This is a genomic window from Blattabacterium sp. (Periplaneta americana) str. BPLAN, from assembly GCF_000093165.1.
GTDB lineage: Bacteria > Bacteroidota > Bacteroidia > Flavobacteriales > Blattabacteriaceae > Blattabacterium.
In genome coordinates this window covers 17,584-42,946 of record NC_013418.2, presented here as the reverse complement: position 1 = coordinate 42,946, position 25,363 = coordinate 17,584, and the positions used below count along the sequence as shown (strand labels likewise).

Genomic DNA, 25,363 nt, shown 5'->3' with positions numbered 1-25,363 from the left:
TTATTTTTCTATTTATTTTTTAAATTATTTTTTTCGAATAAGAAGATAATAATTACATACAAAAATTGTAAAAAAATGCTAATCTCTATCCTATTTTCATGATTAACCATATATACCACTAAAAAAAGGGCAAATAATAAGTGAAGGACAATATTCCAAGTTTTTATGCAAAATTTAAGAAAATTTTTTTTTCCCCAAAAATATAGAACTAAAACCATACTTCCATAAGAAGCAAGTGTTCCCCAAGCAGGAATCATAAAACTGCTATGAGGAATTAGGATGAACACTATATTAAATAAAATGGTGATCAACACTCCTACTAAAGAGATATAAGTTCCAATAATAGGTTTATCTATAATTTTGTAGAAAATGGATAAATTTGTATATATTCCTAGAAATAGGTTTCCCATCATGACTATTGGAATAATAGAGATGGCGAGATGATATTTTTTATCAATTAAGAATTCTATAAGAATAGAAAGATTTCCACATATTAATACGTAAAATATTAAACCAAAGATGATAAAAAAATAGGTGATTTTTTCGTAAAAATATTTTGCATCAGCATCTTCAGATTTTTTAAAAAAAAAAGGTTCTATCCCTAATCGAAATGCACGAATATATAAACTCATAAAAGACGCTATTTTGTAACAAGCAGAATAGGCCCCATTTATTTCATCAGAAAGCCATCTTTTAATCAGAATTTTATCAAGGTTTTCATTAATAGAAAAAGCTATAGTTCCAAGCATAATTGGAATTCCATAATATAACATCTCTTTTGCAAGAATTTTATTAAACTTTTTTATGGTGACTTTTTTAAAAAGGATAGGCGTAATTAAAAGAAAATTACTTAAAGATGAAATCATATTTGCAAAAAAAATGTATCCTGTTTTATCTGTAAAAGAATTAACTAACTCAAAAATGGAAGAAAAAAAATGATTTTTTTGGGTATAAAAAGAAAACATATATATTATCATAGAGGATTGTAATAATATATTTATAACATTTATTGTAGTGTATTTTAAAGCCATTTCATTAGCACGAAGCCAAGCCATAGGAAGAATACAAATAGTGTCAAAAAATATAATTAAAAAAAACATGAAAAAATATTCTGGATGATTTTTATATCCAGCAATAGAAACTAAATATTTTATCGAATTAACTGAAAGGATTAAAAAAAAAGAAGTTATCAAAAATTGGACAAAAAAGCCTGTTGAAAAAACGACTTCCTTGTTGTGGTCTTTTTTAGATAGAAATCTGAAATAGGTATTTTCTAATCCAAAAGAAAGAAATCCTATGACTAGGAAGGATAGAGCATACATATCCGTATATAGAGAAAATTCTTCTCTTCTTAAAGATTTCGTAAAAAATTTTAAAAAAGCATAATTAATAATCTTGGGAAGAATGGATCCTATAAAATAGATTATAGTTTGAATAACTAATTTCTTGTACAAATTCAATTTTTTTTATCAAAATTCGGTTTCTAATTTCTGCTTTTTTTTGTCCAATTTTTTATTTTTTTTATTTATGAATTTTTTTATCCAGGAGATGAATATATAGTAAGTAATTATGAGTAAATTTGATGGAATACTATATAAAAGATATGGACTATCATAAAAAACATTCAGAAGAATTTAAAAAATACGCAATAAAACATCAAAGAATCAACAGTTTAACTATTGATCAATATATTAAATTGATGACTCCTTATATTGTTGAAGAACGTAAATTAAATGTAGCTCAAATGGATGTTTTTTCTCGTTTAATGATGGATCGTGTTATTTTCTTAGGAACTCCTATAGAGGATCAAGTAGCCAATATTGTACAAGCACAATTGTTGTTTTTACAATCTGTAGATTCTTTGAAGGATATACAAATTTATATTAATTCTCCAGGAGGAGATGTTCATGCTGGATTGGGAATATATGATACAATGCAAATTGTGGAACCAGATGTAGCAACTATATGTACAGGAATGGCGGCTTCCATGGCCGCTGTTTTGCTTTGTGCTGGAGTAAAAAATAAAAGATCTGGATTAAAACATTCTAGAGTGATGATTCATCAGCCTATGGGTGGAACACATGGACAAGCTTCAGATATTGAAATTACAGTTCGTGAAATTTTAAAATTAAAAAGAGAACTTTATGAAATTATTGCCATTCATTCGGGATCACCTATAGAAAAAATAGAAAAAGATTCTGATAGAGATTACTGGATGACTTCTGAAGAGGCTAAAGAATACGGGATGATAGATGAAGTGTTAAAAGAAAAAGTATCTAAAAAAACATTTGAAAAACCGAAAAAGTGATCACGACAGGATTCGAACCTGTGACCGACTGCTTAGAAGGCAGTTGCTCTATCCATTTGAGCTACGTGATCTACAGACAAGACAACCATAAGTCGGGGTAGCAGGATTTGAACCTACGATCTCCTGGTCCCAAACCAGGCGCGATAACCAAACTACGCTATACCCCGTTTTTTTTGCGGAGAATGTGGGATTCGAACCCACGCAGTATTTATCATACCGACAGTTTAGCAAACTGTTCCGTTAACCACTCCGGCAACTCTCCAAGAAGTCTTTCTACAAATCTAAAATAGATCCATTTAATAAACAAATCTATCCAGATAGATTTATTGATTATTTAATTAGGATATTCTATTCTAGTATGATAAATATTTATCAATTTCTTTTTAAGAACTTGTTTTATTTTTTCTATTTCTTTCAAAGTTATGTCTGCATTAGAAAATTGATTTTCTTTTTTCTGTTTATTAATAATATTTTCTACTAAATTTTCTAGATCTTTGCTAGATGGATTTTTTATGCTTTTAGAGGCAGCTTCTATAGAATCACATATCATCACAATAGCTGTTTCTTTAGAAAATGGTTTAGGTCCAGAATATTGAAATTTTTTTTCATCTACCATCATATTTGGACATTTTTCTTTTTGCTTTTCATAAAAATAATGAATAATACTATTTCCGTGATGTGTGCGTATAAAATCCGTAATGGTATCAGGTAAATGATATTTTTTTGCTAATTCTATTCCAATTGTAACATGTTCCAAAATAATTTTTGCGCTTTCTTTTGGACTTAGTTTTTCATGAGGATTTAGTAGGAGGTTATGTTGATTTTCGGTAAAAAAAATAGAATTTTTTATTTTTCCTATATCATGATAAATGGCTCCTATTCTTGTTAATAAAGAATTAGCTCCAATAGAAACCGCTGCTTCTTCTGCTATATTCGCTACTGTTAAAACATGTTGAAGAGTTCCTGGAGCTTTTTGAGAAAGCAATCTTAAAATAGGGGTATTAGTATCGGAAAGTTCTAATAAGGAAATATCTGAAGTCAGATTGAATAATTTTTCGAAAAGAAATATCAATGGATGAACAAATAAAGTCAACACTCCACTAAGAAAAAATAAGGAAAAAGGATACAAGGAAATACTTTCTAAAGATCCTTTCCGTATCAAAGTTAAAGAACAAAAAGTTATTATATAAGTAATAGTTATTTTTCCTACCGCAATAAATAGGTTAGCCATTTTATAAATATTTTTTTTTGTTAACAGGACTAAAAAACCTGTAATAACTTGAAGAAAAATAAATTCGAAACTATTTGGCGTAATTAAGGATAATAGTAAAATTGTTGTCAAATGGATAATAAGACTCAAATTTAGATTAAAAAAGGCACGAATGCTTATGGGAAGAATACAAAAAGGAATTAGATATAATATTTTAGAATGATATTTTAAGGTTATAATTGTTATTGACGATATTAATAATATATTAATTATCAAAAAATTTATTTCTCTGTTATTTTGAAATATTTTATTTTGAAAATAAAAAAGATATAAAAGCAGTATCGAAAATATCGTACTGATTATTAAAAAATATCCTAAAATTAAACCATAGTCCTTTTTTTTATTCCATACTTTAATCTCATATTCCTTTCTAAACAAGGATAAAATTTGAAACTTTTCTCCATCGATGACCTCATTTTTTCTAATAATTTTTTCTCCTTTTGCAATAGTTCGTTTTATTCTAATAATGGATTTAATTTTTTCATGAAAAACCTTTTCCGTATAGTCTTTTTTATAATAAAGATTTGGAACTATCATTTTTTTTAATGTTCTTTTTAAACGATAGTTATTTTTTATTTTCTTGTCAAGAAGATTATTTACTTTTTGAGAAGTGTAAATATTATTAGACGATACGGGAATCCCATATTTGTTTTTTTTGTAAAAAATAAAAAGATTATTCTTAGAAAAAAGTTTGGAATCTAAATATCCATATCGGTATACGGTATTTATAATCTCACGAGATTTTTTATATAAGAATTTATTTTTTCTTATGAAGGAAATTTTCTTTAATTTTTTTTTTATGTTTCTAATTACATGTGGTTTTTTATCAAAATAATGATTTTTATTTTCTTCTAATTTTCTTATTTCCAAAGAAATATCTCGTATATTTTTTGGAACGATAAAATGAAATGGAGAAAATAAGTCTTCGTGATTCCAAATTTTTCCTTTAGAAAATTCATATTTAAAAATCTCTTTTTTTGGAAAAAAAAATGTTAATGATAAGATTGCAATAAGAGTAACAAAAATCTTATCCGCGATATTTTTATGTGTATAAAATCTTAAGAATTTAGCCATTTCCTTAATAAAAAATTGAAGCTATGCAATTTTTTGGAAGGATGAAAAAATATCATAATAATACTAAAACATGACAAAGAAAGTTTTCTATATTTTCAAATTAATTATTCGTAGAATACGATTATGTTTTTTTTTTCTTATAAGAGGGTTTCTGTTTTTGTAAGATGTTAGAAAGTAATCTATTTTCATCATTAATGCTTTCTTCTAAACAAATAGTAGATTCTGTTCTAAGTACTCCTTTTATTTCTCCAATTTTAGAAATAACATCTCTAGCATCTGAAGGATCCCTAGCTATAATTCTACAAAAAAGATTATATTTACCGGAAGTGATATATAATTGTACAATATTAGGAATTTTTTTTAGTTCTTCTTTGACTAATTTTGATTCGCGAGAATCGGATAATATTCCCACAAAAGCAATTAGATGAAACCCTAATGATTCATAGCCTATTATCAAAGTGCTTCCTTTTATGATTCCAGCTTCTTCCAATTTTTTAACTCTTACATGAACAGTTCCAACGGATAAGGGTTTAATTTCTTCGCTTATTTGTTTACTGATTTCAGTATACGGGGTCCTAGCATTTATATTCAGTTTTCTGACAATGGTATTGTCTATTTCGTCTGTATTATATCTTAGAATCATTGTTATATATTTTTTCTTTTTGGATAAAGGTATTAAAAATACCAAGATACAAAACTTTCTTTTTAAGATGTATTTCCTTCTTTTTCAAGATATTTTTTTGTTCTTTTATAGAAAAGATTTTCCTATCTAGAAAATATTTTTCTGATAATTTTCAATAAATCTTCCGAAGAGATGGTATAAATAATTTCGCTTCCATAAATTTGAGAAATAGCACTTTTTTTGGAAAGAATAAAGTTCTCTGGACGAGAGAAAAGAATAAGTTTTAAATTGCTATTTTTAGTACGGTGGATATCTAAATCCAATTGAATATCTCCTATACCTAGGTAACTTATTTTTTCTTGTTTCATTTTTTTTAAAATAAAACCCAAATTACTTTTTATAAAAAAATGATCATTAATTTCATAATATATTGAAGAAAGGAAACTATTAGATCTATTTTTCTTATCCTTGAAAAATTCGAAATTAATGTTGAATGATTGATTAATTTCTGATAAAATGTTTCCTAACTGTTTTAAAATTATATTGTAAACATAAGAATGTAAAAAGTCTTTTTTTATAGAATTTTTTAAAAAAAATCTTCCTATGGTTAAAATAGATAAAAATTGAATAGTTTTTTCTTCATTAGAATTTAATTTATTTGATAATTTTTTTTTGATTTCTTCATGGCTTTTCGGAAAAAGAATATCCAGACTTATATTAGGTTTCTGTATTTTTCCATGAAGATTCATTCTTAATTCTGTCAATATTAGATTTTCATGGTTTGAATAATACTTGGACAAGTCCATATATTCCATTATGTTAGATACATATTTAGTATAATAGGCTATTAAATTAATATTGGAATAACTAAAATTATTAGTCCAAGTAATTAAACCTCCTGGCTTTATTCTAAATCTTTTTTCCAATTTCATAATTGGAATTTTTTCTTGATTGGAAAAATGATAGAGTCCATCCGTCACGAAATATTTTCCACTTATTTGGACTTCTTTTTTTGGCTTTTTTTCTAAAAGAAGAAAACCTTTTCCTCTTAATTCCAGAAAATTTTCTAAATTATCGTCTAATAATATGGATACTTTTGTTTTTTCATCTATATCTGTTTTTATGTTTAAAGATAGGGAGTCCTCTTTATTTTCAATTTTTTTTATTTCCTTATTTGAATGAATATTAGGATCCATCAATTCAACAAAATCTTTTTTTTGATATTTTGAAGACCCATTTGGATTAATATATAAATGAGAAGAACTTAAAATATTTCCTTTTTCCATGCAAATGTTTACATCATCATTTTTTTTTATTATTTGAATTTTTCCTTTAGAAAAAATCTTTCCAAAAAAAGATGTACGGGGTTTCTTCTTTGTATTTAAAACAAGTAATTTTTGGGTATCTATAGATAAATATCCATTCCATTTCAAAAAATTTTTATGTAAAAAAACTCCATTTATGCATCCTTTTGTATTGTATTTTATGTCTCTAAAAGAAAATGTGTTTAAAATGCAGGATTTATAAACAAGATTTATATAAGCTGGACTGGTCATTTCATAATCTGTATTTATAGAATTTATTTTTATTCCAAATTTTTTAAGTTCTAACTTTCCAAAATAATGCGGATCATCTAATTTTCCAAAAATTTGTATTTTTCCGGAAATAAAACCTCTAGCTTCACTATCCATTTCTTTCCAGAAAAAAGGAAAATCACTTATGTTGAAATTTTTAATACTTACGTTCCAATTGAGTTTATATTTTTTTTGTAATTCGTTATTAATATTTCCATATAATGAAAAAATTTCAGAAGAGTCTTTATTCTTCAATATCCCATGAATTTCAGAATTATTTTTAGAACGAATATAAAAATTCCCAAGAACCTTTTTTTCAATTGAAATATTTTTAATATTGATATTTATATTATTGGGTTCAATTTTGTTTAGACGCACTTTAAAAACAAAAACGCCATTTGCACAACCATTTATCATTAAGTATTTTTTTGGAAGTATCTTTTTTAATTGAATATTTTTCAAAAATATTTGAAATTTTATATCATTTTTTTTATGAAAAAAAGATTTTATGAAAATTTTTTCATTATCATTATCTGATGATAATATTATATTATCAATGATATATTTTTTATTTTCTAAGTCTATTTTTATTTTACCTATATTTCTATTCATTTGATTGATAATAAACCAGTCATATCCATTGATATTCAATTTGGAAGGAAGTATAAAAAAAATCAAAGAATTCCTATTAAAATTAATTTTTTTAAAAAGAAAATTTAGTGTTTGTTTTTGAAATTCTTTTTTTTTGAATTTGAAAAAAAAATTGAAATTGATTATTAAAAAGTTTTTTTTGTCAAAAATGGAAAGATCTATTTTTTTAGATAAAAAATTATTAAAGGATATTTTGTTTATGTATAATTGGATTTTATTCTTTATAAAGGAATTTATTTTAAGATGAAAACGATCAATTAATATTTCCTTGAATTGGATTTTTTTTGTGAAAAAACTCATTTTTACTACATCATTTTTGTATAGTCCTGATAATTGAATGTCTGATAATATTTTTATTTTTTTTTGAAAATTCATCAATTTCCAAAAGCCTTTTTTAATTGAAAAATGAAAAAAAGCATATTGTTCTTTTATTATAGGATTATTTTTTAAATGAAGATTCTTTCTTAAAAAAGAAATCTCCTTTTTTATAGATTTCAAGAAATCTTTCCATATAAAATTTCCATGAATATAACCGGTAATTATATCGGATATATCTATGAAAAAACTTTTTTTGGATTTATTTTTAATTAATAGGATTTTCATTTTTTTGAAAAATTTATTTTCATTTTTTGTATTAATACTTAGAAATAATTTTTGAAAATTATTGTGTATTTTTCCATTACAATTTATTTCTATTCCTGAATAAGGAAAAGAAAGGGTAATAAAAAAGTGATTCAAACTATTTTGAACATTTTTTTTCAAAGAAGAATTCTTATAGATTCCTTTGAAATTGAAAATCCATAAACCTGATGGAAGACTAATCAAGGGGATTCTTAATGGGATTAAAGAATCAATACTTTCTTTTCTTTTTGTTGAAATTCTTCCTAGATATTGAATATCTAGATTATTAGTACGACTAATACAAGCATAGATGTGAGTTTTAAAAGTTTTGTAATGGATGTTCCCATTTATTTTCATCCATTTTTTTTTGAAAATAAAATCTCCTCTGTAGGAAAAAATATGGTTAAAAGAATTCAAAAGATTTAATTTCGAATGATAAGAAGATGGAAATATTTTTTTTATTTCATGAACTGAAGTTTGAAAAACAGTTTTTAAAAATTGAATCTCTCTCCATTCTTTTTTTAGATTATAATAAATATTAATTTCTTCTGCAAATATTTTATTGAAAGGAATGTTTTTTATACAAATTTTTGAAAAAGAAATTTTTTCATTCAATTTTCCATTTATAAATCCTTGAACGGAAAACATGAGTGGAAAACTCTTTTTTTTAGAAAAGTTTGAAAAAAATATACTGATTAAATCAGAACCTAATTTGGATCCTTCAAAGATTTCTCCTTTTATGCTCATATTCTTTTTATCCACATTTTTAGTAGCATCATAAAAAAATATTACTTTTCCCTTCAAATGGCTATTAGATGTTTTTAGAAAAAGATTGTGGATTTTTAACTTCGAAGGAAAATAAGTAAAATGACAAAAAAAATTTTCTATGCGATAATTTTTTCTTTTTATATATCCATTTAATTTTAGAGAAAAAATAGTGGCTTTTATTTTTTTATCTCCATCTATTTTTATGTTTTTTATGGAAGTAGAAAAATTATTTTTGTAACTTTCTTTAGAGTTTAAATCTTCATATACTAAATGAGCATTTTTTATTTTAAAATTAGAACAATTAATGGTTTGGATAGAGTTTTTTTTATTTAAATCTCTTTTTAGGATAAATTCTTTGAAAAGAGTAAAGAAACTGTTTTCTTTTTCATTTAAATACTTTTTGACAAAAATTTTAGGATTTTCAAGTATTAAATTTCCTATATTTAGACATTTAGAACTTATAAAAAAGTATTGAAAGAAATTTTTTACAGAGATTTTACATTTGGATAAATGAATCAAATAAAAATTATGATGATCCATGATTCTAACATCGTAAAGATGAAATTCTTTTTTAAAAAGATTCATAGCCACATTTTTTGACACGAATTCTTTGACAAAGATTGGTATTCATTTTTTTCACAAAAAATGCCGTTATTTTTTCTTGTATCTCTTTTCGATAATGAAAAGTCGTGCTAATTACTCCCAATAAGAAAATAGCTATACAAAGGATATAGATATTTTTTTTTCTAAAAAAGAATTTTCTTAAAAATCCATGATTCATTTCTAAAGATATTGTTATTTTTTTTATGAAAAAAAAACTTATTGTCATTGGAATAGAGTCCTCGTGTGATGATACGGCCGTTTCTCTTATAAAGAATAGATGTGTATTATCCAATGTTATAATTCGTCAAAAAATTCATAAACAATATGGAGGAGTAGTCCCAGAAATAGCTTCAAGATTGCATGAGAGGTCTCTCATTATAGCCGTAAATAAAGCTATCTCCTATGCAAGGATAAATAAAAATCAAATTGATGCTGTATCTTTTACGCTAGGTCCAGGACTAATAGGTCCTTTATTAGTAGGTGCTTCTTTTGCAAAATCTCTATCAATGGGATTGAAAATTCCTTTATTAACTGTAAATCACGTACAAGCACATATACTTTCGCATTTTATACAAAAAGCCAATATGAATAATACTTATCCGGAATTTCCTTTTTTATGTTTGATGATCAGTGGAGGACACACTTTAATAGTAAAAGTTAATGATTTTTTTCAAATGGAAATATTAGGATCTACCTTAGATGATTCCGTAGGAGACGCTTTTGATAAAATAGCTAGAATTTTAGGATTTTCTTATCCTGGAGGTCCTTTATTAGATCATTTTTCTATAAATGGATTTTCTAAAAAATTTAGGTTTTCTAAACCATCAGTAAAAGGATTAAATTTTAGTTTTAGTGGTTTGAAAAGCCAGGTATTCCAGTTTATAAACAATAAATTACAAAAAGATTCCTTTTTTGTAAAAAAAAATTTGTCCGATTTGTGTGCTTCCGTACAAAATATTATAGCAGAAATCCTTTTGGAAAAAGTGTTTAAAGCAACCTTAAAAACAGGAATTTTTAGAGTAGCTTTAGCAGGAGGAGTTTCTGCTAATAATGAAATTAGACGACATTTTATTCTTTTTGCAAAAAAAGACAAAAAACGGGAAATTTTTCTTCCAAAAAAGGAATATGCTACAGATAATGGAGCTATGATAGCCATTACTGGACTACTTAAATACGAAAAAAACATATTCGATTCCATGAATGTCACTCCATATTCTAAATTAAAAACATTCTAGACTAAGTACATGTACAAATTAGATTTCTATCTCCGTATCCATCATCGATTCTACTAATAGAGGGCCAAAACTTTCTTTCCTTTACCCAATTCAATGGATAAGCGGCTTTTTCTCTAGTATAAGGATAAATCCATTTGTTGTCTGTTAATAAATCTAAACTATGTGGAGCATTTTTTAAGACATTTTCTTTTTCAGAAAATTGACCTCCTTCAATTTCCTTAATTTCTTTACGTATGTTTATAAGTGTTTCAATAAAACGATCTAATTCTTCTTTAGATTCACTTTCCGTAGGTTCTATCATCATACATCCTTCTACAGGAAAAGATATAGTAGGAGCATGAAAGCCATAATCCATCATTCTTTTGGCTATATCTATAACTTCTATCCCAATTGATTTGAAAATTCTACAATCTATAATCAGTTCGTGTGCTACTGTATCATTTTTTCCAACGTATAATATTTTATAATCATTTTTTAATTTTTCTTTTATGTAATTAGCATTCAATATAGATATTTCCGTGCATTTTCTAAGTCCATCTGGACCTAAAAGACGAATATAAGCATAAGAAATTGTTAAAATTAGAGGAGATCCATATGGAGAAGAAGAAACGGTCAATGTTTTTTTATTTTTTTCATTTTGAAGAAAGGGATGATCCGGAAGAAAAGGTTGCAAATGTGAAGCGACACAAATAGGTCCCATTCCTGGACCACCTCCTCCATGAGGAATGGCAAAAGTTTTATGCAGATTTAGATGACATACATCTACACCTATTTTTGCTGGTTTCATTAATCCGATTTGTGCATTCATGTTGGCTCCATCCATATAAACTTGTCCTCCATTTTCGTGAATTATTTCTATAATTTCTTTAACATGAGATTCGTAAACTCCATGAGTTGATGGATATGTAATCATTAATACGGATAAAAAATCTTTGTTTTCTTTTACTTTTTTGAACAAATCCTTTTTATCGATGGATCCATCTTTTTTAGTAGAAATTAAGATAACTTTCATTCCAGCCATCATCGCGGATGCAGGATTGGTTCCATGTGATGAAGAAGGAATTAGGGCTACATTTCTTTTATATTCTTGTAAAGAATGATGATAAGCTTTGATAACCATAAGTCCAGCATATTCTCCTTGAGCCCCTGAATTAGGTTGTAAAGATATTCCAGAAAATCCAGTTATTTCTTTTAGGTATTTTTCTAAATTTTTTATAATAAACTGGTATCCTTTTGTTTGATCCTTAGGAACAAAAGGATGAATATTTCTCCACTCGTACTGGCTAAGAGAAAATAATTCTGCAGATGCATTTAATTTCATGGTACATGATCCTAATGGAATCATAGAATGAGTCAAAGAAAGATCTTTTCTTTCTAATCTTTTTATATAACGCATAAGTTCATTTTCTGAATGAAACTTATGAAAAATTGAATGGGTTAAAAAATTAGATCTTCTTCTTAAAGAATTAGGAATTTTATATTTTTCTTCTTGATTTTTTTTGAAAAATAATTTATAGGTATTTCTTTCCATTTTGTGATTATTAACTTCATGAAATATAGAAAGAATATGATGGATATCCTCTTCACAGGATGTTTCGTCTAAAGTGATTGTTATATGATGAAAATCTACATATCGGAAATTAGTTCTTCTGCGTTCAGCTACTTTTTTGAGTTTTTCTAAAGAAAAAATTTCTGGTTTTTTTATTTTTATTCTGAGAGTATCAAAATAAAAGGAGTTAATTTGCTCTATTCCATTAACCGTGTGGATCAATCCATTTTCTAACTTTTTTGTCCATTTATGAATATTTTCTGCTATTATTTTTAACCCTTTTGGACCATGATATAAAGCATACATAGAAGCCATGATAGCAGGCAATACTTGTGATGTACAAATATTGGAAGTGGCTCTTTCTCTTTTTATATGTTGTTCTCTTGTTTGCAAAGCCATACGAAATGCTTTTTTATTTTTTCTATCCACAGATTCTCCAATAATTCTTCCTGGAAGAAAACGTTTGTACTTTTCACGAGTCGAAAAAAAAGCAGCATGAGGTCCCCCATATCCCATAGGAATACCAAAAGATTGAGTTGATCCTACTACTACATCCGCATTCCATTCTCCAGGAGGCGTTAATAAGGTTAGAGATAAAAGATCTGCAGAGACTATCACCGATACATCTTTTTCCTTTGCATATTTTACTGTTTCAGTATAGTCATAAATTTCTCCTAAAGAGGAAGGATATGGAAGGAGTAATCCGAATATATCTTTTTTTTGATATTTTTTTAATTTACCATGAGAATCTTGAATCAATTTGATTCCTAAACCAAAGCATCTAGTCTTTAGGATGGAGAATGTTTGTGGGAAAATTTCATCTGAAACGAAAAAATAAGGATCATTTTTTATCCGTTTTCTTCTTAGACTTTCTTTATAAATCATAAACATCGCATCAGCTGTTGCTGTTCCTTCATCTAACATAGAAGCGTTACTAATTTTCATGGAAGTAAGATCTGAAATCATAGTTTGAAAATTGATTAAGGCTTCTAAACGCCCTTGAGATATTTCCGATTGATAGGGAGTATAAGGAGTATACCAATTTGGATTTTCTAAAATATTTCTTTGAATTACGGCTGGCGTAATAGTATTTTTATATCCAAATCCTATATAAGAACGAAAAACTTTATTTCTTTTGCTAATTCTAAAAATATGATTCAAATATTTATATTCCGAAATAGAATTCGGAAGAATTAAATTTTTTTTTAAACGTATTTCTTTTGGAATTGTTTTATTGATTAACTCTTTGATTGAGCTACATTTTAATATTTTCAACATTTTGTGAATTTCTTCCAAAGACGGACCTATATGTCTGAAATAAAATTTTCTCCTAATGAAATCCTCATTCATAAAAAATAGAAATTGTGTTTATATTTATAGCATTACAAAGTTAGATAAATATTTAATCGTTTAAAAAATGAAAGTTACTATTATTGGAGCGGGAAATGTTGGAGCTTCATGTGCTAGTCTTTTAGCTGAAAAAGATATCGTGAATGAAATCGTTTTATTAGATATAAGAGATAAATTTGCCGAAGGAAAGAGCTTAGATATATCTCAAATGTTTCCTATTATTGGTTCAAACACTCATATCATTGGTAAAACCAATGATTATTCAAAGTCTAAAAATTCTGAAGTAATTATTATTACTTGTGGAATCCCTAGAAAACCTGGAATGAGTCGTGATGATTTAGTAAATACCAATGCAAAAATTATTCATTCTGTAACTAAAGAATCTATTCATTTCTCTCCGAAAGCAAAATTTATCATTGTTTCTAATCCATTGGATGTCATGTCCTATGTAACCTATCTTACAGCTAAAGTGGATTCTTCTCGTGTGATTGGAATGGCTGGAATTTTAGATTCAGCTAGATATCGCTATTTTTTGTCTGAAGAATTAAATTGTTCTCCTCATGATATACAAACTTTATTATTAGGTGGACATGGAGACACGATGGTTCCTTTATACAGATATACATCTATATCAGGAATTCCTATTATGGAGTTTATATCAAAAGAAAAAAATCAAATAATTATTGAAAAAACTAAAAAAGGTGGAGAACAAATTATAAATCTGTTGGGAACTTCAGCATGGATGGCACCTAGTGCTTCCGTAGCGCAAATGGTAGAGGCTATTATAAAGGATTCTAAACGAATTTTATCATGTTCTGTTTTTTTAAAAGGAGAGTATGATTTGAAAGATGTTTATTTAGGAGTTCCAGTTATGTTGGGGAAATCAGGAATAGAAAAAATTATAGAATTAAAACTGAACCAAGAAGAAAAAAATCTTTTAAAAAAATCCGCTAATCATGTAAAAAATATGATAAAAAAATTGGAAAATTTTCATTAGAATATTCTGATAAGAAGTTTATGCAGTCTTTATCCAGATTTCAAAATCAATTTTCTTATATACATACGATATATTATTGTATATATAAAAATTATTATAGAAGTTATAATACTTATTTTAGCAAAATAATCTCCATATTTTATATAAAAAGTTTTTTTTCTATTCAGACGAATTTTTGAGGATAAAACCCCATCCATTCCATAAGGAATGGAAGAAAGGATTTGTCCTTTTTCATCAATAATACAAGAGACTCCTGTATTGGCAGACCTAGCAATATATTTTCTATTTTCAATGGCTCTAAGACGTGCATAATACAGGTGTTGCTTATAACCTTGTGAAAAACCCCACCAACCATCATTAGTAATGATGATCATAAATTCTGCATTTTTTTTGAAAAATTCAGAAACATATTCTCCAAATATAGATTCATAGCAAATAATAGGAGCTACCTTGATTCCTAAATCAGGATGTATAAACACAATAGGCTCCTTCTGTTTTCCATGTTCCATGACAGTTCCCCCAAAATTAAGCAAGATATTTCCTAATATGGGAAAAAGAATTTTTTTGTAAGGAAAAGTTTCTACAGCTGGAACCAGTTTAGATTTGTGATGAATCTCAATATTGTCATCAGATGTCCCTATTTGTATTACAGAATTGAAAATATCCAACCATTGGATCCGTTTTTCCTTTTCCATAAAGATTGGAGTGGATGTTTTGCTCCTATTTTCATAGTATAAAGCATATAATTCTATACCTGTAATAAATACAGTTTTTGGATATTTTTTTTTTAGATGATTTCTAAATGTAGAAATTAAGCTATCTTTAGCTAGATGATCCATAGAAATTTTACGACCATATCCAGGCAATACCGTTTCAGGGGCTATAATAAAATTTTTCTTCCCAGAAATAATTTTTTTATCTATCAATTTTTTCAATTTTCTGATCAATTTTTCCGTTGAAATTTTATATTTTTGGTGATATGGATCAATATTTGGTTGTAAAATAAAAACATCTGCAGTCTCATCTTTTCCCTTCCATTCCTCACATTTTAAATATAAATAATTTGAAATAAAAATAAGGAAGAATATTTGTCCTACATTAATAAAAATATTTTTATATAAAGTGAGTTTATTATCATTTTTTTGATATTCAGTAATCGATTTAATGAGTCCTATATTGACACTCCATATCCATAGAGTTCCTCCTAAAATTCCAGTATATTCATACCATTGAATCCATTCTGGATAATTAGAAAAACCATTTCCTAGATTCAACCAAGGCCAAGAAAACTCCCATTCTAAGTGCATTTTTTCAAACGATATCCATATGCAAACTAAGAAGAGATATCCTATATTTGGATCTTCCACATTTTTTTTTACATACGAATAAATTGCAAATACAATAGACATAAAAAAAGCATTAAGCATAACAGGAATCAAATAGGCCTCTATTATAGCAAAATCTCCATTAGGTTTTTTTGCATAAGATAACCACCATGTAGAAAGAGCGTTCCATATGAAAAAAGTAAGAAAGGACCATAAAAAAATTTTTTTGAAAGAAGAACGACTAAAGGATTCTTCTATATATAATAGAGGAACAAAAGCGATGAATAAACACAAAGGATTCCCATATGTAGGCCATCCTAATCCTAATAAAAATCCTGAAAGAATACTACAGAAAAAAAATTGTATTTTTTTGTTGTTTGTGAAAGAAACAGAACTCACAATACAATTCAAAAATTGATCAGATGAAAAGTGGAGCTGGCGGGATTCGAACCCGCGTCCAAACAAGTACGAAAAAGGGGTTCTACATATTTATCCAAAGTCTATTTTTTTTAGATTAGAATCGTTCTTTGGATTCCTCATCTAATCCTAGATTCAAAATTTAATTGGAAAACTTGAGAATCATCCGCTTTCTTATCCTTATATTTTGAGTATCTCTATATCAGAAACTATAAGGAGGATTTCTGAGAGATATTTTGCTTCTGTTTCTTACAGATTAAGCTATAATGATATGATTTCATTAAGCAGCAAAAGCGTATTGTTTTTCGCCATTTATATTTGTAACGCGGTATTTACGTGTAACGCCTTACGTAACACGATATGCTTCCCTTTATCAGGACTCTTGCTGTCTATTCCAAAATCAGCCCCTAATAATTCATGCTACTAAGATAAACAAATTTTATTAATCATGATTAAATACTATTTATAATAAACTCGTTTGATTTGAAACGTCTAATCGAATAAAAATAAATAATAAAACTGTGAAAGACCAAAGAGAAGATCCACCGTAACTGAAAAAAGGTAAAACAATTCCTATTGTTGGAAATAAACCCATGACCATCCCTAAATTGATAAAGACGTGTATGAAAAGAATATTTCCTACTGAATATCCAAAAATTCTTCCAAAAGGATCTTTTTGTCTTTCAGATAAAAAGTATATACGACTAATAAATAATAAATAAACTATAATTAAGGTAACACTTCCTATAAACCCCCATTCTTCTCCTACCGTGCAAAAAATATAATCTGTGTGTTGTTCAGGTAAAAATTTCCCTTTTGTAATGGTCCCTTTTTGATATCCTTTTCCAAAAAATTTTCCAGAACCAATTGCTGTTTTGGAATAAAGTAGATTATATCCTACGTTTTCTCTGTATTTTCTATCAAATTCATTTTGAAATAGGATATTAATTCTATCCTTGTGATGTTTTTTCAAAAATTTTTGATAAAAAAGTGGAGAAATAAAAACAAAAATAGAAAAACTGATAATAAACAAAAGGAAAAAAAATAAATCATTTATGGATCTCTTTTTTTTTATAAGAAAAACTGATAATAAAATTAAAAATAATAAAGAGGTTAGGATCCAAGGTGATATATTTAGTGAAAGAATGAACAAAAAAATTAAAATCAATGCATAAAGTATAAAAAAAATAGACAATCCCTCTCTATACAAAGTAAGAATAAAAGAGGAAAAAACTATAGATGAACCTGGATCTGGTTGAAGAAGAATTAAAACAGTAGGTAATATTAATATTATAAATATATATAATAATATTTTTTTATTTTTTTGAAAATCTTCTTGACTCATAAGATGAGCTATCATCAAAGATGTCGAGATCTTGGATAATTCAGAAGGTTGAAAACTAATAGAGCCAAAAACATACCATGATTTTGATCCATTCACATTTTTTCCTAAAAAGAAGACTCCAATTAAAAGAATTAACGTAAATAAGAAAAAATAAGGAGAAAAATATTTATAATGTATAGGTTTAAATAAAAAAACTATAAATATGAAAATAAGACTTAAGAGAATCCATATTAACTGTTTTTCTGCTTTTTCAGAAGAAACAGAATAAAGGTTCATACATCCAAAAAAGGTCATGAAAACATAAAGAAGAACGATATACCAATCTATATTTCTTAGTAATGTTTTATTTCTTTTTATCAATAGAATTTTTTGTATTATTAGTAGTGGAATATATCCCTTTCATTTTTGCTATAAAATCGTATACCTTTTGTAGTCCTGAAGTCATTATTCTTTTCTCAAGACTTTTCCTTTGTACTTTATTTCTAATATATTTCTCTGCAAGAAGACTAGCTATAGGTCCTGCCCAACGAGATCCAAATCCTCCATTTTCTATAATCACTGAAATAGCTATTTTAGGGTCTTCTACAGGAGCAAATAAAATGAAAATAGAATGATCAGGTAGAGAAACCATCTTTTGATTAACTTTAAGAAAATTTTGTGCAGTTCCAGTTTTTCCAGCCATTCTAATATCCGAAGATCTAAAACTTTTTCCGGTTCCAATTATAAAAACTTTTTCCATTCCACTAATAATCAAATTAAAATACTTACTTTTTACTTTAGTATGTTTAGCCATAGTATAATTAGGATTGGAAATAGGTTGATGATTAATAGACTTTACAATATGTGGAGTATAAAAAAAACCTTTGTTTGCTATAGCACAAACCATATTAGCTAATTGAATAGGAGTAACATTTATTTCTCCTTGACCAATACTATTTGAAATAATTGTAAGAGCATTCCATTTGGAAGATCCATATTTTTTATTGTAATAATCGCCAGATGGAATCACTCCTTTTTCTCCCGTAGCTAAATCATTATATAAATAATTTCCAAATCCAAAACTTTTAATAATCTCATTCCATTCATTTACCCCTTTTGTTAAATTTTTTGGATATTTTTCAATCACACGTTTATAAACTTGTGCGAAATAATTATTACAAGATACAGCTACAGCCGTTTCTACTCCTATAGGTAATCCATGAATTCCAGAATGACAATGAATTCTTTTTTTCCCGTATCTAAATCCCTTATAGCATACAAAAGTAGTGTTTTGATCTACTACCCCCATTTGAAGACCAGCCAATTCCGTCAATAATTTAAACGGAGAAGCTGGAGGATAACGAGCTTGTGTCGTTCTATCTAATAAGGGGTAATCTATTGTATTTTTAATTAATTTTCTAAATTCTTCAGAACGATGAATTCCTACAAACAAATTAGGATTATTAATAGGACTAGAAACTAAGGATAAAATTTCTCCATTTTTAGGATTAATAGCGACTATTCCTCCTTTTTTTTGATACATAAGTTTTTCTGCATAATTTTGCAATTTCCAATCAATCGTTAAAGAAATATCATTTCCACTAATGGCTTTTACATTATTTTTTTTGTTGTTATAACTTCCTATAATGCATCCATTCCTATCTCTAATCCAATATTTAACTCCTTTTTTTCCTCTTAAAATCTTTTCATAAGATTTTTCTACTCCAGCCCAACCTATAAAATCGCCCATTTGATAATAATTGGATTCCTTCTTGATATCTTTTTGGGTCACTTCTCCTATATATCCTAAAATATTTGCGGAACTTTCTACTTTGTAATCTCTAAGAGAACGTTTTGTCCAATCAAACCCCTTATACTTGTAAAGTTTTTCTTGTATAGTAGCAAATTTTTCTTTTGAAATAAAAGGAAGAAAAACAGATGGTAAATACTTGGAATAAGCTTTTGCTTTTTCTAAATTCTTGTAAAAAATATCTTTTTCTATTCCTAGAAGATTACAAAATTCTATGATATTAAAATGTTCATCTATAAGCATAGGAATCACTATCAATTCATAAATAGACTTATTGAACACTAATAAATTGTTATTTCTATCAAAAATAGATCCTCTTTCAGGAATAATAATTTCTTGTTTTATAGAAGTATTAAATGCATTTAAAATATACTTTTCAGTATATATCTGTATATAAAATAATCTGATTATAAAAATTAAACCTATAGAACTTAGGAGAATATAAAATATGTATAATTTTTTCAATGTTTAATCTTTCTAAAGAAAAAATATATAATACATAAAATAGTTGTAAAAATACTGCTAAATATAGTTCTCAATAAGATAATTTTATTAAAATGAGCGACTTTAAATATTTCTAATATAAATAAAGAAAAATGATGCATTAGAACTAATGAGAATATGTAAAGAATTTTTCTAATAAATGGCAATTCATAAATAGAAAAATCACTTTTATTAATGTAATTTTTTCCGTCAAAAAATTGTAAAAATCTTAATCTAAAAAAAGCAGAAAGAGTCGTAGAAAAAGCATGATTCCCTCCTGTATTCATACAATGATCTATAATCCATCCTATTATAAAAGATAAAAATAAAAATAGAAATCTATTTCCATGATAGGAATAAATAAATATAAAAAGTATATATATATAAGTGGACCATCCAAAAAATATAGGATTTAATATAGATATTTGAATTAAGCAAAGAATAAAAATGTAAAAAACGTGTACAAGGAAACTTTTGATAGAATTCATTATTTATGTTCAACTTTATAAAGTTGAATATTATTCCATTCTTTCTTAAATAAATTTTTTACCACATAAGCATTTTCTATGGTTGAAAAATTGGAAAAAAGTTTAACTGTTATAACATAATTGGCATGTTCTTCATCAAATCTATAAGAAGAAACTTTTCCTATAGGGATTCCCTCAGGAAAAGTAGCTGATTTTCCATCTGTTTCCACAATATCTCCCTTAGAAAAAATGGAATGTCTAGGAATATCATATAAAACAACATGTTCATGGTCCAATCCATCCCAACTAACAGTTCCAAAATATTTGTTTTTTCTTAACCTAGCATTTACTTTAATTTTTGGATTTAAAAGAGAAATAGCAATACTAAAATGTGGAGAAGTTTTTATAATAATTCCTGCAATTCCATCAGATAAAATTATCCCCATATCTATTTTTATTCCATCTAAACTTCCTTTATTAATAGTTATATAATTTTCCTGTTCATGAATACTATTATTGATAATTTTTACAGGAGTATAAATATACTGTTGTAAATATTCTACATTTTCTTCTTTAAAATCTTTAATTATTTTTTTTATTTTTGAAGAAATAGACGCATGACGCAATTTTATATTTTCGTTTATAAGTCTTTTATTCTCAATATCTAATAAAAAATAACCACGTAATCGATAAATAGTTTCATAAATTTTTCCAAGAAGAAAGCTAGAAGATTCTGTATAGATTGGAAAATTCTTTTTTGAAAAAGAAAGAAAAAGAGCTGAGGATTCTAAAAAAATGAAAAAAATAAAAAAACGCCATTTTAAAAAAAAATTCAAAAGTTCACGCATAATATAAACCCCCCTATTCTATTTCATTAAAAATGTAAATTTATCAATATTTTTTAAAGCGACGCCCGTCCCTTTCACTACAGCTCTCAAGGGATCTTCTACTAAAGAAACAGAAAGACCCGTTTTTTTAGAAATTCTTTTATCTAAACCTCTTAAAAGAGAACCGCCTCCTGCCATATATATACCTGTTTTGTAAATATCTGCAGCAAGTTCTGGAGGGGTTCTAGAAAGTGTTTCCATAACTGCATCTTCAATGCGTAAAATAGATTTATCCAATGCAGGAATAGTTTCTTTATAAGAAATATTCATTTCTTTAGGTTTTCCTGTAGGAAGATCTCTTCCTTGTATATGAATATCTTCCGGAGGGTTTTCAATAGCTTCTATAGCTGAACCTATATCTATTTTTATTTTTTCTGCAGTTCTTTCTCCTATGTATAAATTATATTTAGTACGAAGAAAATAAGCTATATCATTAGTAAAAACATCTCCAGCTATTTTAATAGATTTTTGACAAACAATTCCACCTAAAGCTATCACTCCACATTCTGTAGTTCCTCCACCAATATCAATAATCATATTTCCTTCAGCTTTAGTTACCGAAATTCCAGAACCAATAGCTGCTGCCATAGGTTCTTCAATTAAATATACTTCTTTCGCATTAAGATGTTGTGCTGAATCTTTTACGGCTCTTTTTTCTACTTCCGTAATTCCGGATGGAATGCAAATAACCATAGTTAGGGATGGGGTAAACAATTTTTTATTTATACCTGGAACTTTTTGGATGAACTCTCTTATCATTAACTCTGCAACTTGGTAATCTGCAATCACCCCATCTTTTAATGGTTTATAAATCTTAATATTATCATGCGTTTTTCCTTGCATTTGTTTGGCTTCTTCTCCTACGGCTAACACTTTTTTAGTTCTTACATCTATGGCAATTATAGAAGGTAAATCTACAATCACCTTATTGTTATGCATGATAAGAGTATTCGCAGTACCTAAATCTATGGCTATTTCTTGAGTAAATAGATTCTTCATAAAGTCAACTAAACCCATTGATATTTTTTTATGAAAATATTCGCTTAATTTAAATAAAAAAATAACTTCATTAAAAATGCAGTTTTTCAGTATATTACTAAAAAAAATTTTTTTTTTGAAAGAACATGATATTTTCTTATTACAAGGAAGCAATAAGAATAATAAAAAAAATTATTTAGAAGAATCTTTAGTCTTAATTTCTAAAGAAATAGGAAAAGTAATTAAAAAATCCTCTTATTTTGAAAGTGAAGCTTGGAATATGAACAAAAATACATCCACTTTTTATAATAGGGCTTTACATATAAAAACTTTGTATTCTCCCATGGAGATTTTGGAAAAAATCTCTCATATTGAATTGAAATTCGGAAGAAAATCTAAATCTATTACGGATAAAAATGATTCTTCTGAAAAAAGAAAGTACAAGGATAGAGAAATAGATATAGATATTTTGTTTTACGATCATCTTATAATGCACAGTTCTATTTTAACTATTCCACATCCTTTATTCCATTTTCGTAGATTCGCTCTAGAACCTATGTGTGAAATATCACCTAGAAAATATCATCCCGTATTTCATATTACTCTATTAGAGATATTAGGTTTGTGTGCAGATAAATTTAAAACAAGAAGAATATAATTGAAAAAAACAGGGGAAAACCAAGAAACAAAGGTTTTTTTTACTAAGATATTGATATTTTTCTGATTAGAATTTTTTTCTAAAATGTTAATGTTAAGTAAAACCTTTTTCATAGATAGTTATAGAAATTTAATTCAGTTGCCTAGGACCATAATATTTTTGTTTTTTTTATTCCCTATTTTTAGTTATGCAAGAAAAGAAAATAAGAATTCTATATCCTTTTCTGAATCAAAGATAGAGATAGAGAAACTTGATAAGGAAAATCCTTTAAATATAGTCAAATATCGTTCTAATATTCAAGAACATAATGTAGAAAAAGGAAAATCTTATTTAAATGGAAATGCTTTGATAGAATATCTTGATACGAAAATTGAAGCAGATAGTATAGAGTTCAATTGGAAAAAGGGATATATACACGCTACAGGAAAAAAAAACCATCCAATTTATCTCCAAAAAGGAGATAAAAAATATTCTATTTACAGACTTTTTCATCTAGACTTAGGTGAAAAAAAGTGGAATGCTAAGGAAATCTATATCCAAGAAAAAGATCATGTGATTATAGCCAATAGTATAAAGGAAGAAAAGAATTATAGTTTAATGGAAAAAGTAATATATACCGCAGATCCACTCTTTATAGAAAAAAAGGAGATATATCCAGATTTTTATTTGAAAACCAATCATTTGAAATATTTTCATAAAAAAAAATCTATTTTTACCGGACCTGTATTTTTTTATTTATATCGAGTTCCAATTCCTCTAGTGTTTCCATTTTTATATATCCCTGATAGTATTTCTTCTTATGGAATTCCTTTTCCTAGATTTGGAATTAAGAACAAGAAAATTTATATAGAAAACATAGGAATTTTTTTCCCTATTTCCAATTATTTCAATTGTAGAATTAACGGTTCTATGTATGGAATTGACAAATGGAAATTAAAAACAGAAATGGAATATAAATTAAAATATGGAAATAAAGGATTCCTTTTTTTTGATTATCAATCCGTATCCAAAAAAGATTTTGATTATCAATTAAAATGGAAACATAATCAAGATATTAAATCAAATTCTGAAACAAAATTTAATGCAGATATGAATTATCATAATAAATTTACTACAAAAACAAATTCATCCATAAATAAGGAAGTAAATATTTCTAATATTAGCTTAAGAAAAAAATTTCAAGAATCTTTTTTAAAGATCGAGGCTTATATGATTCAAAACCTACAGAAAGGAGAGATGGATTTAAAAGTTCCAAAAATTAATCTAGCCATTCGAAAAAAACCTTTTTTTCTAAATAAAAATCCATTTTTACGTCAATTCGTTATGGACTATAAAGTTTTGGCATCTAATTCTATCTATCCAAATAAAATAGAAAAAAAAACAGATATTCAAACTGAAATCAATAATACTATAAACTTATCCACCTATTATATTCTTCCTGTTCATTATTATCCTTATTTGAATTTGAAAATTTCTCCAAAAATTCATTACAAAGGATCTTCTACCTGGTATTTTTTTTCTTGTAAATCTTTATTTCAAGCAATAAATATATCCATGGATATATTATTTCCTTCTATAGAAAGGATATTTCTAATGAATAAAAGGTATTTCTTATTGAGATATAAAATGGAACCTATGCTCTCTTTCAATTTTGGATCCTTTTTCCCTATTTTTATTCATCAGGAGGATAAAAACCCTATTAAAAAAAGAATCCATCTAACGTTAGATAATAATTTGGAATTAAAAATCAAGAAGAATAGAGAATATGAAAAAATAAAAATACTTGAATCATTTCAAATGAAATCCTCTTATGTCTTTGAGGAAGAATTCTTGAAATGGGAAAACTTCTATTTTACAGGATATACCGATTTTACGAAATATTTAGGAATAAAATATGAAGGAAAAATAGATTTTTATGAAAAAGAAAATTGCAAATCAATTTTTTTGGATAAAAAAAAATTCAAATTCGATTTTTCACTTCGTTATCATTTGATAAAAAATCAAATGAATTTATTGGATGAAAAAAAATGCTTTCTTTTTGATAAGGATAATTATGCGAAATATCCAATTCCATTGGATTTAAGAATTGATTTTCATTCAAATTATGAAAATAAAAACAATAATAATAAACCTTATTCATTGAATAATACTTTTTTAAGTATAAATGGATCTATAGGTTTAACCAAATATTGGAAGATAGAGATTCACACGGATTATGATCTTTTCAAAAAAAGAATAACTGTTGCAAACATAATCTTTTACAGAGATTTAAGAAGTTTCAAAATGAATTTTAACTGGTCACCCATAGGGAAAACTCCTTTTTGGTCTTTTTTTATTGGAATAAAAGATCCAAATTTAAGCAACATTATACAGTATAAGGAAACCAATTAAT

15 protein-coding genes, 3 tRNA genes and 1 other RNA gene are annotated in these 25,363 nt (G+C 26.5%); 5 read left to right on the top strand and 14 right to left on the bottom strand.

The genetic code is table 11. From position 1 onward, the window contains the following. Positions 1-8 precede the first annotated feature (8 nt). The gene (locus BPLAN_RS00175; protein ID WP_148213668.1) at positions 9-1,454 is read right to left on the bottom strand and encodes a lipopolysaccharide biosynthesis protein; all 1,446 of its coding nucleotides are present in this window, start codon (positions 1,452-1,454) and stop codon (positions 9-11) included. A 149-nt stretch (positions 1,455-1,603) separates the two neighbouring features. Here BPLAN_RS00175 and clpP point away from each other — a divergent pair, with 149 nt between their 5' ends. Further along, on the top strand, positions 1,604-2,308 hold the full coding sequence (clpP, locus tag BPLAN_RS00170; protein ID WP_012821198.1) for an ATP-dependent Clp endopeptidase proteolytic subunit ClpP: 705 nt from the start codon (positions 1,604-1,606) through the stop codon (positions 2,306-2,308). On the opposite strand, the gene BPLAN_RS00165 is transcribed toward clpP, so the two are convergent. From BPLAN_RS00165 to BPLAN_RS00140, 6 genes are all read right to left on the bottom strand, one after another. Beyond that, positions 2,306-2,379 (bottom strand) — tRNA-Arg (locus BPLAN_RS00165). The genes clpP and BPLAN_RS00165 overlap by 3 nt on opposite strands. A gap of 21 nt (positions 2,380-2,400) precedes the next feature. Next, positions 2,401-2,475: transfer RNA gene (locus BPLAN_RS00160), tRNA-Pro, on the bottom strand. Between the two features lie 9 nt (positions 2,476-2,484). Continuing rightward, positions 2,485-2,570: transfer RNA gene (locus tag BPLAN_RS00155), tRNA-Ser, on the bottom strand. Between the two features lie 72 nt (positions 2,571-2,642). After that, on the bottom strand, positions 2,643-4,652 hold the full coding sequence (locus BPLAN_RS00150) for an HD family phosphohydrolase (protein ID WP_012821197.1): 2,010 nt from the start codon (positions 4,650-4,652) through the stop codon (positions 2,643-2,645). Between the two features lie 121 nt (positions 4,653-4,773). Further along, positions 4,774-5,295 (bottom strand): Lrp/AsnC family transcriptional regulator, encoded by a 522-nt coding sequence (locus BPLAN_RS00145; RefSeq protein ID WP_012821196.1) that lies wholly within the window; start codon positions 5,293-5,295, stop codon positions 4,774-4,776. Positions 5,296-5,417: 122 nt separating this feature from the next. Next, a complete protein-coding gene (locus BPLAN_RS00140) occupies positions 5,418-9,491 on the bottom strand; it encodes a translocation/assembly module TamB domain-containing protein (RefSeq protein ID WP_148213667.1) in 4,074 nt (1,357 codons plus the stop codon). Positions 9,492-9,694: 203 nt separating this feature from the next. Between BPLAN_RS00140 and tsaD the strand changes: the two genes are divergently transcribed. After that, the gene (gene tsaD, locus BPLAN_RS00130) at positions 9,695-10,726 is read left to right on the top strand and encodes a tRNA (adenosine(37)-N6)-threonylcarbamoyltransferase complex transferase subunit TsaD (RefSeq protein ID WP_012821194.1); all 1,032 of its coding nucleotides are present in this window, start codon (positions 9,695-9,697) and stop codon (positions 10,724-10,726) included. A 1-nt stretch (position 10,727) separates the two neighbouring features. Here tsaD and gcvP read toward each other — a convergent pair whose 3' ends face one another. Beyond that, positions 10,728-13,625 carry an aminomethyl-transferring glycine dehydrogenase gene (gcvP, locus tag BPLAN_RS00125; RefSeq protein ID WP_012821193.1) on the bottom strand — a complete coding sequence of 966 codons (2,898 nt, stop codon included), beginning with the start codon at positions 13,623-13,625 and terminating at the stop codon, positions 10,728-10,730. Positions 13,626-13,692: 67 nt separating this feature from the next. Between gcvP and mdh the strand changes: the two genes are divergently transcribed. Beyond that, positions 13,693-14,622, top strand: a complete 930-nt coding sequence (mdh, locus tag BPLAN_RS00120; protein ID WP_012821192.1) for a malate dehydrogenase — start codon at positions 13,693-13,695, stop codon at positions 14,620-14,622. A gap of 29 nt (positions 14,623-14,651) precedes the next feature. On the opposite strand, the gene lnt is transcribed toward mdh, so the two are convergent. The 6 genes from lnt to BPLAN_RS00090 all read right to left on the bottom strand — a co-directional run bounded on the left by lnt (position 14,652) and on the right by BPLAN_RS00090 (position 22,352). Next, the gene (gene lnt / locus BPLAN_RS00115) at positions 14,652-16,358 is read right to left on the bottom strand and encodes an apolipoprotein N-acyltransferase (RefSeq protein WP_238523116.1); all 1,707 of its coding nucleotides are present in this window, start codon (positions 16,356-16,358) and stop codon (positions 14,652-14,654) included. A 16-nt stretch (positions 16,359-16,374) separates the two neighbouring features. Then, positions 16,375-16,772, bottom strand: a transfer-messenger RNA (tmRNA) gene (ssrA, locus tag BPLAN_RS03175). 55 nt (positions 16,773-16,827) lie between these two features. Next, on the bottom strand, positions 16,828-18,069 hold the full coding sequence (gene rodA / locus BPLAN_RS00110) for a rod shape-determining protein RodA (protein WP_012821190.1): 1,242 nt from the start codon (positions 18,067-18,069) through the stop codon (positions 16,828-16,830). Beyond that, the gene (gene mrdA, locus BPLAN_RS00105) at positions 18,053-19,963 is read right to left on the bottom strand and encodes a penicillin-binding protein 2 (protein WP_012821189.1); all 1,911 of its coding nucleotides are present in this window, start codon (positions 19,961-19,963) and stop codon (positions 18,053-18,055) included. The genes rodA and mrdA overlap by 17 nt, the downstream gene beginning before the upstream one ends. Positions 19,964-20,468: 505 nt before the next feature. Then, the gene (mreC, locus tag BPLAN_RS00095) at positions 20,469-21,296 is read right to left on the bottom strand and encodes a rod shape-determining protein MreC (protein WP_012821187.1); all 828 of its coding nucleotides are present in this window, start codon (positions 21,294-21,296) and stop codon (positions 20,469-20,471) included. A gap of 18 nt (positions 21,297-21,314) precedes the next feature. Then, on the bottom strand, positions 21,315-22,352 hold the full coding sequence (locus BPLAN_RS00090; protein ID WP_012821186.1) for a rod shape-determining protein: 1,038 nt from the start codon (positions 22,350-22,352) through the stop codon (positions 21,315-21,317). A gap of 58 nt (positions 22,353-22,410) precedes the next feature. Here BPLAN_RS00090 and folK point away from each other — a divergent pair, with 58 nt between their 5' ends. Continuing rightward, positions 22,411-22,971, top strand: a complete 561-nt coding sequence (gene folK, locus BPLAN_RS00085; protein WP_012821185.1) for a 2-amino-4-hydroxy-6-hydroxymethyldihydropteridine diphosphokinase — start codon at positions 22,411-22,413, stop codon at positions 22,969-22,971. Between the two features lie 159 nt (positions 22,972-23,130). After that, the gene (locus BPLAN_RS00080) at positions 23,131-25,362 is read left to right on the top strand and encodes a putative LPS assembly protein LptD (RefSeq protein WP_238523114.1); all 2,232 of its coding nucleotides are present in this window, start codon (positions 23,131-23,133) and stop codon (positions 25,360-25,362) included. The last annotated feature ends 1 nt before the right edge of the window (position 25,363 follow it).

Bases quoted from the DNA above. Each gene is read 5' to 3' on its own strand.
- mdh (WP_012821192.1), top strand. From the start codon at position 13,693: ATGAAAGTTACTATTATTGGAGCGGGAAATGTTGGAGCTTCATGTGCT.
- BPLAN_RS00145 (WP_012821196.1), bottom strand. From the start codon at position 5,295: ATGATTCTAAGATATAATACAGACGAAATAGACAATACCATTGTCAGA.
- clpP (WP_012821198.1), top strand. From the start codon at position 1,604: ATGGACTATCATAAAAAACATTCAGAAGAATTTAAAAAATACGCAATA.
- BPLAN_RS00090 (WP_012821186.1), bottom strand. From the start codon at position 22,352: ATGGGTTTAGTTGACTTTATGAAGAATCTATTTACTCAAGAAATAGCC.
- mreC (WP_012821187.1), bottom strand. From the start codon at position 21,296: ATGCGTGAACTTTTGAATTTTTTTTTAAAATGGCGTTTTTTTATTTTT.
- tsaD (WP_012821194.1), top strand. From the start codon at position 9,695: ATGAAAAAAAAACTTATTGTCATTGGAATAGAGTCCTCGTGTGATGAT.
- gcvP (WP_012821193.1), bottom strand. From the start codon at position 13,625: ATGAATGAGGATTTCATTAGGAGAAAATTTTATTTCAGACATATAGGT.
- folK (WP_012821185.1), top strand. From the start codon at position 22,411: ATGCAGTTTTTCAGTATATTACTAAAAAAAATTTTTTTTTTGAAAGAA.
- BPLAN_RS00150 (WP_012821197.1), bottom strand. From the start codon at position 4,652: ATGGCTAAATTCTTAAGATTTTATACACATAAAAATATCGCGGATAAG.